At 36.2% G+C, this 12,570-nt stretch carries 7 protein-coding genes and 2 tRNA genes; 3 read left to right on the forward strand and 6 right to left on the reverse strand.

All coding sequences use genetic code 11. From position 1 onward, the window contains the following. Positions 1-2: 2 nt before the first annotated feature. From Q2T41_RS03240 to Q2T41_RS03250, 3 genes are all read right to left on the reverse strand, one after another. Positions 3-3,566: a SusC/RagA family TonB-linked outer membrane protein gene (locus Q2T41_RS03240; protein ID WP_304434933.1), complete on the reverse strand. Its 3,564-nt coding sequence runs from the start codon at positions 3,564-3,566 to the stop codon at positions 3-5. A 90-nt stretch (positions 3,567-3,656) separates the two neighbouring features. Further along, complete coding sequence (locus Q2T41_RS03245) at positions 3,657-4,835, reverse strand: FecR family protein (protein WP_304434934.1); 1,179 nt, start codon at positions 4,833-4,835, stop codon at positions 3,657-3,659. Between the two features lie 113 nt (positions 4,836-4,948). Beyond that, a complete protein-coding gene (locus Q2T41_RS03250) occupies positions 4,949-5,452 on the reverse strand; it encodes an RNA polymerase sigma factor (RefSeq protein WP_304434935.1) in 504 nt (167 codons plus the stop codon). Between the two features lie 586 nt (positions 5,453-6,038). On the opposite strand from Q2T41_RS03250, the gene Q2T41_RS03255 reads away from it, so the two are divergent. Continuing rightward, entirely contained in the window at positions 6,039-7,604 is a 1,566-nt protein-coding gene (locus Q2T41_RS03255) for an aldehyde dehydrogenase (NADP(+)) (RefSeq protein ID WP_304434936.1), read from the forward strand. A 517-nt stretch (positions 7,605-8,121) separates the two neighbouring features. On the opposite strand, the gene Q2T41_RS03260 is transcribed toward Q2T41_RS03255, so the two are convergent. The 3 genes from Q2T41_RS03260 to Q2T41_RS03270 all read right to left on the reverse strand — a co-directional run bounded on the left by Q2T41_RS03260 (position 8,122) and on the right by Q2T41_RS03270 (position 10,475). Further along, positions 8,122-8,196: transfer RNA gene (locus tag Q2T41_RS03260), tRNA-Pro, on the reverse strand. A 39-nt stretch (positions 8,197-8,235) separates the two neighbouring features. Continuing rightward, positions 8,236-8,324 (reverse strand) — tRNA-Ser (locus Q2T41_RS03265). A 111-nt stretch (positions 8,325-8,435) separates the two neighbouring features. After that, complete coding sequence (locus tag Q2T41_RS03270) at positions 8,436-10,475, reverse strand: HD family phosphohydrolase (RefSeq protein WP_304434937.1); 2,040 nt, start codon at positions 10,473-10,475, stop codon at positions 8,436-8,438. A 122-nt stretch (positions 10,476-10,597) separates the two neighbouring features. Here Q2T41_RS03270 and Q2T41_RS03275 point away from each other — a divergent pair, with 122 nt between their 5' ends. Next, on the forward strand, positions 10,598-11,773 hold the full coding sequence (locus tag Q2T41_RS03275; protein WP_304434938.1) for an acetyl-CoA C-acyltransferase: 1,176 nt from the start codon (positions 10,598-10,600) through the stop codon (positions 11,771-11,773). Between the two features lie 9 nt (positions 11,774-11,782). Continuing rightward, positions 11,783-12,535, forward strand: coding sequence for a C40 family peptidase (locus Q2T41_RS03280; RefSeq protein WP_089259844.1), 753 nt, complete (start codon positions 11,783-11,785; stop codon positions 12,533-12,535). Positions 12,536-12,570 lie beyond the last annotated feature (35 nt).

Here is a 12,570-nt window from a genome sequence, read left to right on the forward strand (position 1 = left end):
TTCTAGAATTTAACATTAAGACTAAAATTAAAATTACGGGTAGTAGGCAGCGCTGAATTTTCATAACCCGCCCTAAAATCACCGGAGGACTGAATAGCTTCAGGATCGAGCCCTGGAATATCCTTATAAAGAATTGCGACATTTCTACAAGAAGCAGCTATGGTCAATCCCTTTATAAACTTCATATCTGCCGCATTAGAAACAATATCAGTAAGATCATAGGATAATGAAATACTTCTTAACTTGACAAAGTCAGATTTAAAGGTAAATGGATCTCCTATTTGAAGATTACGGTAATCTGCATAAAAAGATTGTAAATTGCTTACCGCCGTTGTATTGGCCTGTCCTGTGCTTTCATATACACTATTAGGTACAGTTACACCATTTTCCCCTTCTCTACGGCCTTCAAGGGAAAACTGGGAATGTCCTTGCCTGGTCATGTTCAAATGAGTGGATGATAACATAGTACCTCCAAACCTATAATCAACCAAGAAACTAAAATTCAGATTTTTATAGGAAAAATTATTGTTCCAACCTCCAACATGTTTTGGTATGGAGCTCCCTACCGGTAAAAATCCATTTGTGTTTTCAGCTCCGGGCGTATCGCCGTTTGTAGCCAATAATCTACCATCATCATTGACCAAAATCTGACCATTTTCATTTCTCCTATAGGTTCTGGTATATAATTGGTTCATTGGTAATCCTTCCGTATATCTTAGCTCCCCAAGAAATTCGTTTCCGGTCCCATTAAAGAAAATCAATAAAAGAGTACCACTATCGTTCCCAACATCCAGTACTTCTGTAGAAAGATATGCATTGTTCCAGGTACTTGCCCACCTGAAATCTTCAGTTTGTATAGGCACCACTTCTACTAAAGTTTCCAATCCGCTATTTCTCAAGGATCCTAAGTTTTGCTTTGAATTATCATACCCAGATGCATTGGAAAGTGTTACATCTAACACTTGATCGGTCGTAACTTTATCAAAAGCTGCAATATCCAGCCGTAAACGACTGTTAAACATTCGCATTTCCAGACCAATTTCTTTCTCTGTAACCGTAAAAGGTTGTAAGAATGGATTTGGAGCAAAGTTACCTGCAACACCAGCAGTTGTCTGACCATTAAAAGGCGGATTCAAGGTGTAGTTAAGAATACCTTCATAAGTACCAACACCGTTTGCGCTGCCTACTTCTGCCCAAGAACCTCTTAATTTACCATAACTCAACCAGCCTTGCTCTTTCATCAATTCAGAAAAAATAATACTTCCAGATACTGAAGGATAAAATACACTATTGTTATCCGGATTAAGCACCGAGAACCAATCCTGTCTTCCCGTAAAATTCAAGTACATTAAATTATCATAACCAAATTCAGCTAAACCGTATAATGAATTGATTCTGAAAGTACTAAACTGGTAGGGTTGAAAACCGGCTTCATCGGTTTCAAAACTTGTACCATTCGTGATAGAATAAAGGTCAGGAACAACAAACAGTCTTGAATATTGAGCATTTCTTTGAAATTGCGAACGCCAAGTGTTACCTCCGAAGCTTGCATCAACAGAAAACTTTCCAAATTCTTTGTTTGCACCTAATAGGAAGTCAGCATTTACATCACGGGTTTGGGTCTGTTGAATATCGTAACGACCTCTATAAAATCCCGTATCTCCCTCTAGGGTAGTTGTTGCTCCTGCTCCATTCAGCTCATTCCACTCCGTAAAATTGGTAGCATAGTCATAATTATACCGCCCTTGAAGATACAGCCAATCCGTAAATTTATATCTTAAAGTAGCTGTCCCCAACAAACGGTTTCTATTATCATTAAAAAATTGATGTTTTTGTAGTTGATAATAAGGATTGTTTATCGTTCCTAAAAATCCATTGGTACGAAGTTCCGTACCCGTAACAGGATCAATGGCACTTTGTTCGTAAGCTTCAACAGGAGTAGAAATAGCCAACCTATTGAAAAAACCCACGGCACCGGGTCCTTGTGTACCAATCTGTGGTGGATTGATATTCTCCTCATTGGTATAGTTAACGTTTAAAAGCATATTTAACTTCTCTGTAACGTTATAGTTTATACCTACATTAAATATACGTTTCTTATATTCATTTGACGGTTGAATGCCTTCAGCTGAAGTATTCGCAAATGAAGCTCGGAAACTTCCTTTCTCATTACCTCCTGAAAACCCAATAGTATTAGTAAGGTTTGTTCCTGTTCTAAGGAAATCATAGAGTTGATATGGGTTAGCCGAATAAGGCCTAGATACCCCATCAAAGTTTACAGTGGGTACGCCATCAAATCTTTCGCCAAAACTAAACTGCCCTGTACTTTGGGCCTCTCCCTGAGTCTGAGGGCGCGTTCCACCAGTTCCTTGCCCATATTCGGTTTGACGTATTCCATCCAAAAAATTCAACGCATGTGAAGTAGTAATACTTGATGTAAAATCAACGCCAATTCCTTGGTTTAAGCTACCTGTTTTTGTTGTTATGATTACCGCTCCATTAGCTGCCCTTGCACCATAAATAGCGGCAGCAGTAGCACCCTTAAGTACGGTCATACTTTCAATATCGTCTGGATTTAGATTTTGTAGGTTATCCCCAAGATCCCGTTGATTATCACGGCCATTGGCACCTCTAGCACCTTGGTCTATAGGAAGACCATTGATTACGAACAACGGCGAATTACTTGCTCCTGCAAATGCAGATTGACCACGCAAACGTATTTGAACACTTGCACCAGCTCCTGCTGATGGAGGACTAATGTTTAAGCCTGCAACCTTACCTTGCAGAGACTCCATAGCGTTTACCGTTCTGGTTTTGGTTAGCTCCTCCGTATCAACCGAAGTCACTGCATACCCTAATTTTTTGGCATCTCTTTTAATTCCTAGACCAGTTACGACCACTTCGTCTAAGCTTTGCATATCTTCTGCCATAGTAACATCCAGAACACTGGATTGGCCTGTTAGTAATTCCTTTCTAGCAAAACCGATGGAACTAAAAATTAAAGTGGCATTAGGCTGTGTTAGAGTTATGGTATATTCACCATCAAAATTCGTTGCAACGCCATTAGAAGTTCCCTTTTCCACAACAGAAACTCCTGGAATAGGCTGCCCATTAACATCGGAAACCGTACCTGAAATACTCTGTTGAACACTAACGGTTGTTGTTTCCTTATTTTGTTTTTTTTGTAATTTATTGTCTGACTCTTTTGATTTTGGTTTTAATACAATTTGATTTCCCTTAAAAATGAATTCAATATTTGAATCATCAAAAAGTACTGAAAGGATTTTGTCTAAAGCTGTGTTTTTTACATTGATGGACACAAGTTTTGATGTGTCTATCTTTTTAACATCGTATAGAAACTTAAAGTCGGTTGCGACTTCAATTTCTTCCATCACCTTAATAGTTTGTACATTTTCTAAATTAAGGGTTATTTTGGTTTTTTGCGAAAATGAACTCGCTTGAATGGAAAAGAAAGTCGCAATCAAAAATAGGGTTAAGAGTTTGGTTCTTAAACCAATTTTCATTGTATTGGACATCTTGGCCCCAATGGGTCTATTATTTTTCATATCGTAAGTTGATTATTGGTTATTTTTTTTTGTTCCCTAAAACCGAGTACGTTTTACATGGGCATTTGTCAGTTTCTTTGTTTCATAGGCCTAGTGTTTATCATTTTTTAGTTTGTAAATATGTATCATATCCCCATTTATTTCATATTCAAATGGTGTTTCAATTTTGAAAGTTTCCAGTACTTCCTGCATGGTCTCAGTTTCAAATGTTGCCGTAAAAAATCTTTCATCCAAATCTTCGTATTCATTATTAATTTTTACATTATAATGTCGTTGTAATCGTTGTACTATAGTTGAGAACTTCATTTTCTTCATAGTTAACTTACCTTCTATCCAACTTGTATACAATTCAGTATTTACTTTACTTACTACCATTTGTTTCTCATTTGTATTCCAATCTGCCTTGTAACCTGGTGAAAGCAATGTGGAATCATCTTCATCATAAGAGTCCCCTGCTTCATAAAGCCGAACAGAACCTTCAACTAAAACTGTACTTTGATTGGTATCTTCTGGGTAAGAAGTAACATTGAATTTAGTTCCTAACACCCTAACATCCATCTTTCCTGTTGTTACAATAAAAGGACTATGAGCATTTTTACGAACATCGAAAAAGGCTTCACCAATAAGGGAAACCTCCCTATTTTTCCCCTTTATAAATTTTACAGGATACCTTAAAGAAGACCCTGAGTTAAGATTAACCGCAGTTCCATCTGAAAGAACGACTCTAAATGTTTTCCCATTAGGTACATGAACAGCGTTATATTCAAGATCCTCATCATCCGCACCATGATTGAGTGAGTAATCGACAACCCCGTCATCTTTTCTTCCTATAACACCCCCATTTTCAGCAACAAGACTATATTCTCCTAATTGGCTAAGCTCCTGTATTTCACCATTTCCCCTTTCCAAAATAACTGCCGTGGGATCAAATTGAGTTTTAATTACATTCTGAGTATTTGAAGACCTGTAAAAAAAAAGACATCCTATTAAACCCACAAAAACTGCGGCATAACGGAATAAACTATTGTATGTAAATCTACTGTCTTTTCTAGGTCTATTTTTTTGAATTTCAGCTGAAATTAAGTTCCAAGATTCTTGCGGATTAATATCATTGATATTTGGAAGTAAGACATTATTTCGATGTAATTCTTTAAGCCGTTTATAGGTTAAAAAATTTTCATCATTTTCGGACAACCATTTTTTGAAAAGAATTTCTTCTTCTCTATTTAATTGTTCACGTAACTTTTTAAGGATAATTTCTGCTATCAACTTGGTCTTTTTTAAAAAGAGGAAAACTCCCTCCTACTTATAAGACCCTACTAAAAACAAAACGGGTAGTGAATATGTGAAGTTTTTTAATATTTTTTTATCAAAGTGATATTTTATAATACCCAAAAATACACATCCTTTAAATTTAATCGTAAAATTTTAAACGTCTTTTTTAGATGGTATTTCACAGTATTGACCGTAATACCCATTATTTCGGCCGCATTTTCATATTTAACACCTTCTAAAACACAAAGTTCAAACACCTTCCTCGTCTGATCAGGTAGGGCATCGATTTCCCTAAATAAAGTCTGTGATATTTCTGAACGAATCAATTCATGCTCATAAGATGGAACTTCGTTTGAATAATTTTTAATTAAAAAAGTTCGTTGCTTCTTTTTAATTCTTTTTAAACTTTCGTTTCGAATTGAAGTACTTATATAACTTTTAAAATCCTTAATAGGTTCATTACATTCTTTTTGTAAAAGTTTAACAAAAATACTTTGTACTACATCTTTCGAATCGTCCAAATCGCCAACATAACTAAAGGACAATAAACACCACTCCTGATAATGTTTCAGAAACATTTGCTCAAGAACCAATGCACTTATTATTGCCATTTTACTGTTTAAAATGTTAAAATTTGATTATAAACTCAATATTAAATTATATTTGTTGCTATAAAATAATTGTATATTTCACACTTAATTTGATGGCAATATATTAATTTGATATTATTTTTACAATAAAAAAATTGATTTAACATTTTACATTCACTGTAATTGAGGATTTTATCATATTTAATATAAAATATATAAGAATTAGACAATTCATTACAGTGCACAGTAACCAGAATTAATTGAAATTAAGGTTTAAGAAAAATTTTAAACAAAAAATCAATAATGACACGATAGATAAAGTGGAAAATAAAATGAATTTTAAATCCAAAATGTTGAATGTGTGTCGGGCAAAATAAATATTACAATTAGTAATGATAATGGGCTCCGAAACACGCTACAATGATTAAAATATTTCAATCTTTGAACAATTCTCAGAATAGATTTGTTGTATGGAGAACCACCTTTTTTTTAGTAATGTACAGATGAATTAAAATAAGATAATTTAACGTATTAAGTTTAGTTAAAACGAAACTAAACACAAGTGAGAACTTAAAAATAAATGTAAAATTCAAAATTATAATTATTAATGGCAAAAGCGATTATTACTGAACAAAATTATATAGCAGGAAATTGGGTCACAGGAAAGGGTAAAGAATTCCGGTCATACTATCCAGCTACAGCAGAAAATGGCAAAATATATATTGAAGCTGACCAAGAACAGGTTGATGTAGCAGTAGAACAGGCTACAAAAGCATTTGAAACAGTTAAGAAAAAAAGTATTGCTGAAAGGGCCGCATTCTTGGAATCCATTGCTGAAGAATTAGAGGATTTAGGAGATGAACTCATTGAAGTTTGTGATATGGAAACTGGATTGGGTGAAGTACGACTTAAAGGAGAAAGGGCTAGAACTTGTGCACAACTCCGTGCCTTTTCTGCCTTGGTAAAACAAGGCCATTGGCAACAGGCAAGAATTGATACGGCCCTACCAGAACGGCAACCACTTCCAAAGCCCGATATTAGACGTATTTTTAGGCCAATGGGAACCATTGCCGTTTTTTCGGCTTCCAATTTTCCTTTAGCGTTTTCAATATTGGGAGGCGATACCGCATCAGCAATTGCCGCAGGTAATTGTGTAGTTGTCAAGGCACACCCTAGCCACCCAGGTACTTCCAGGCTATGTGCGGAGGCTATGCAAAGAGCGATTCTGAAAAACAACTATCCACCAGAAATGTTTTCAATGATACAGGGAGTTTCCCCAGAAGTAAGTCAAGCCTTGGTTCAACATCCACAATTAAAAGCGGTCGGTTTTACAGGAAGTACTCATGTGGGTAGGATCTTATTTGATTTAGGAGCATCTAGACCAAATCCAATACCTGTGTTCGCAGAAATGGGAAGCACTAATCCTATGATTATTCTACCTTTGGCCATTGCAAATAACGGAGTTGAAATTGCAAAAGGTTTAGCAAATTCCATAACCCTTGGAACGGGTCAATTTTGCACCAAACCAGGCCTGATTTTAATCCTAAAAAACAAAAACAGCCTGGAGTTTGTTGGTAATTTAAAAAACGCTCTAGAATCGATTTCCATTGGTCATTTTTTAAACACTAGAATCCAAAATAGTTTTCAAAAAGATGTAAAAAAAACAGCTACTGTTACTGGTATAGAAATGGTTTCAACTAAAGATGAAGGTGGAAAACTATTTGAAATCGATGCCAAGCATTTTTTGCAATCCCCTAAGCTAGAAGATGAAATCTTTGGGCCTGCCGCTATTTTGATTAATTGTGATACTATAAATCAAATAAATAAAATAATTGAAACCTTTGGAGGTCATTTAACGGGAACAATTTTTGCTGATGGTGATCCGGAACTTCCCTCTATTAAAGACTCATTAGAAAATAAAGTTGGAAGATTAATTTTTAATGGATTTCCTACTGGTGTAGAAGTTTGCCCTTCTATGCATCATGGAGGTCCCTATCCATCATCTACTTTTCCTGCAACCACTTCTGTGGGAACTGCTGCCATTGAACGATTTTGTACTGTAAAGTGTTATCAAAATATTCCTGAAGAACTTTTGCCTAAAGCATTGCAAAATAAAAATCCGGATAAGATTTTACGAATGGTTAATGGAGTTTATACTACGGAGGATATCTAAAAACTTAAACAATAAGTATAAAAATGAAATATTATAATATTAATTGAGAATTGGGTATATAAAAAGAGGTGGTATTCCTTAAATTATAGCATTAAAAAACGTGAAAGGTGCACATAATATGAACAAAAAAAAAGAATAGTTCATGATTTATTCGATTAATTCAAAGCAACCCGTGAATGCATTATAACCGGAATAATATTATTTAGTTAACTACTAAGTTAGAATCAGTAACAATTTTTTGTAAAATTCCATATACTATCAAAAAGACTATAATATATCATTTTTTTAACTCCTAATATAAGCAAGGCAGAATAAGCTTTCGGCGTTACATTTTTTATGGTCAATGCATTTGACGTTTTAACAAATCTCGGCCAAAATTTACAGTTTAATACTTGTTGACCGATTTGTTGACGTTTCTATTGGAATTAAATGATAAATTTTGATATCCCTAAAAACGAAAAAAACCTGTTAATCATAAGATTAACAGGTTTTTGCTATAGATTGATACTATAATTTGTCGGGGTGGCAGGATTCGAACCTGCGACCTCCGCGTCCCAAACGCGGCGCGATAACCGGGCTACGCTACACCCCGAAATGGTTATCAAAAAATATGTCTCTCAACATATCGTTGCGGAGAGACAGGGATTCGAACCCTGGGTAAGTGTTTCCACCTACGACGATTTAGCAAACCGCTCCTTTCGGCCACTCAGGCACCTCTCCAGTAATTCTTCAATGAACTGTTGCTCTAAATAGCGGATGCAAATGTATAAGTATAACTGGTTTTACACAACTATTTTTGCTATTTTTTTTGAATATAAAATTAGCCGCCTGTTACTCAGGATATTCCACACGTAAATGATAAATATTGGTCAGCTTTTGTTTGAATATTTTTTTGATGGTTTCTATCTCCTTAAAAGTAATATCCGCATTTAAAAACTGGTTGGCCTTCATCTGGCCCGAAATTATCTTGTCCACAAATTCATCGATAATTAAAAACGTTGGATCCTTTAAACTTTTAGATGCGGCCTCTACAGAGTCCGCCATCATCAATATTGCCGTTTCCCTTGAAAAAGGTAAGGGACCGGGATACCTGAAATCTTCCTCGTTGACGCCATCACCTTTTAAATCCTTCTGTTTCTTATAGAAATAATACACCATTGTTGTTCCATGGTGAGAACGTATGAAATCAATAATACGATCGGGAATTTTATTTTTCCTTGCTAACTCTATCCCTTTTATTACATGGTCAATAATTATTTTGGCACTATGCTTTGGGCTTAATTCATCGTGTGGGTTTACATTGGTAATCTGATTTTCCGTAAAAAAGGTTGGGTCGTTCATTTTACCTATGTCATGGTACAGTGCCCCTACCCTTACCAACATGGCATTTGCACCAATCTCGTTAGCTGCGGCCTCCGCCAAATTGGCAACTTGCAAGGAATGATGAAAGGTACCCGGAGCTTTATTGGATAGCTCTTTTAACAATTTAGAATTTGTATCCGATAGTTCTAGTAAGGATACATCGGATACAAGGCCAAATAATTTTTCATAGATGTAAATAAGTGGCTGTACAAATAAGGTTATCATACCATTTAACAGAAAAAGGCCAAATGTAAACCATTGTATATCGCTTAAATCTCCTTCATGAATGGTATGAAAGGCCAAATAACCAATAATATAGATTAGGGTAATCTGTCCTACACTAACAAAAAGATTTGCTCTTTTATATAGTTCCGAAACAGTTAGAATCGTTACAATGCCGGTAATTATCTGAAGAAATATATACTCAAAACTATTGGGCACCACAAACCCCAATATCAATACGGCCAAGACATGGACAAAGAGCCCTAAACGGGCATCAAAAAATGTTTTTAAAATTAATGGCAATATGCACAAAGGCACTACAAACACCAGTTCATCATTATATTTTACTACCATGGTAGTAATGAATACCATGAGCAACATATTAAAGAAAATAAAAGTGACCTTGGTATTATTGTCATATACTTCTTTTCTATATTTTTTGAGAAAAAGAAATAGCATAATCAACACTAGGGCCACCAGAACGGTATAACCTATTAAAATGTAGTAATAATTATTTGCCGTCCATAATTCCGACTCATATTCCCCTTTTAATGATTCTAGTATTTTTAGATTTTCCGCCTCAACAACTTCACCCTTTGCTATTATTAAACGCCCTTGGTCAACAGTACCTCTCGTATAGGATAGTTTGGAAAGGGCCTCATCCCTTGCTTTCTTCGTTAAACTATTATCAAAACTTACATTTGGCGTAATTAAATCAAAAAATAAGGCTTGGGTTTCATTTTCAAACGATGAGAGGTTGTTCTGAGCCAGAACGCTGCTTACCAATTCATTGATTTCATTTATTTTAAAAAAATCCGTTACCCTAACCTTTCTTGCCTCATTTTCCTTAACTAAATAAATAAAATTACGCTGTACCTGCTTTCCACTATTCTGTAAAATACCTTTGGTATAAATAGAATCCAATATGGCCTCCGAAACATTTTTTAGTCTATTTCTTTGACTGTTCCTTAACCCTATATCCTGCCAAGTTTCATTAAAGGCTACTTGAAATTCTGCCCGTAGATCATCAACAATATTTTGATCATACCTATAATATGGTAACTGATTACGCTCAATAGCCTGTGTTTCTTCCGCTATTTCCGCATCGGTTTTTTGTATGGAAAAGTCAAAGGGCGCATAAAGATTATCGTACTGCCAAGGTTTTCCTTTCTGAAACTCATATTTGAACTTTCCTCCCTTGGGCAAGAAGAAAACAATAAACGCTATCGCTACTATATATAATATATATTTAAATATGAGCGATTGCTTTTTATATAGATTGTCCAAAAGAAAATATTATTATGTTCATCAAAAATAGAAAATATTAATCTGATAACTAGTAATTGAAAGGATATCCCGCGGATTGCTATAGAATTTAGTAATTTCGTAAAATCAACAAAAATAGAATAATGAAAGAGGTCGTTATTGTTTCAGCAGTTAGAACGCCAATTGGAAGTTTCATGGGTGGTTTATCTACCATTACCGCTCCCAGATTGGGAGCTATAGCAATTGAAGGCGCATTACAGAAAATAGGCTTGGATGCCAATTTGGTCAATGAGGTCATTATGGGCAACGTTGTGCAGGCCGGTACAGGTCAAGCTCCCGCCAGACAAGCGGCAATTTATGCTGGAATCCCTAACACCGTACCATGCACCACCATCAACAAAGTTTGTGCATCCGGTATGAAAGCGGTTATGCAAGGTGCACAGGCTATAGCTTTGGGAGATGCTGATATCGTCGTTGCCGGCGGTATGGAAAATATGAGCTTGATACCACACTATGTACACATGAGAACAGGTACAAAATTTGGGCCCGGCACCTTAATTGACGGTATGCAAAAAGATGGACTGGTAGATGCCTATGATGAAAAAGCAATGGGTGTGTGTGCAGATGCTTGTGCCGTAAAATATGAGTTCTCAAGAGAGGAACAGGACGCCTATGCCATACAATCCTATAAACGCTCTGCCAGTGCCTGGGATAATGGAAAATTCTCCAATGAAGTAATACCCGTGCCTGTACCACAAAGAAGAGGTGAGCCCATACTTGTTGAAAAGGATGAAGAATACAGCAATGTGTTTATTGATAAGATACCAAATCTAAGACCTGCTTTTTCCAAAGATGGTACGGTAACGGCCGCCAATGCCTCTACCATTAACGATGGTGCTGCAGCATTGGTATTAATGAGCAAGGAAAAGGCCAAGGAACTTAATTTAAAACTCTTGGCAAGTATTAAAGGATATGCGGATGCCGCCCATGAACCGGAATGGTTTACGACCGCTCCTGCCAAAGCGCTTCCAAAAGCCTTGACCAAGGCACAGGTGTCCATTGACGATATTGATTTTTTTGAATTCAACGAAGCCTTCTCCGTCGTAGGTTTGGCCAATATGAAATTATTGGGGTTAACGGACGACAAGGTAAATGTTAATGGTGGCGCTGTATCACTTGGCCATCCGCTAGGATGTTCCGGAGCAAGGATATTGGTTACCTTAATCAATGTGTTGGAGCAAAATGAGGCAAAACTTGGTGCGGCCGCAATCTGCAACGGTGGCGGTGGAGCATCGGCAATGGTAATAGAAAGAGCATAAATAAGCTACATGCAATACGGAATTTGTCATTTAAGTATTATTCCCGTACGGAGTACTCCAGATGAAGTAGCTGAAATGGTCACCCAACTTTTGTTCGGAGAGCATTTTAAAGTGTTGGAATCTAGAAAAAATTGGTCAAGAATCAAGACATTGTTCGATAAATGCGAAGGATGGATCATGAACAATCAACTGGTATTTATTCCCGAAGATGAATTCAACACTTTGAAAGAATGTAAAGAGGAAAAATTGGCGGCAGAATTGATTACCTATGTTGAAGATGAACATAAAATTCTTACCCCAATCTTAATAGGGTCCAGCATACCCAACACCCCCTCTTTACCCTTAAGTTTTGATGGAGTTATTACAAGCGAAAAACAATCAAAGGACAATATTGTTAGAACAGCGTTACTATATTTAAACTCCCCTGAGGTTAAAGGTGGAAGAACACCTTTTGGTATTGACGCGGCGGGATTTGCCCAAATGGTCTATAAAATTAATGGATATAAACTTTTACGAACAGCAGAAAGACAATCAACGCAGGGTGATGCACTAAGTTTCGTTGAAGAAAGTGAGGCGGGCGATCTAGCCTTTTTTGATAATTCCAGCGGGTCAATTGACCATGTAGGCATCATTATGGAAAACAATTATGTTATTCATGTACACGGTAAGGTACGTATAGACCGCTTGGACCATACGGGTATTTTTAATAACGACTTAAGAACGTATACCCATCAATTAAGGGTCATTAAAAAAGTGATATAAAAAAAGGCCCTTTTTAGGGCCTTTTACATTTTTAT

The sequence above is a fragment of the Maribacter confluentis genome, from assembly GCF_030505015.1.
In the GTDB taxonomy this organism is placed as follows: Bacteria; Bacteroidota; Bacteroidia; order Flavobacteriales; family Flavobacteriaceae; genus Maribacter; species Maribacter sedimenticola.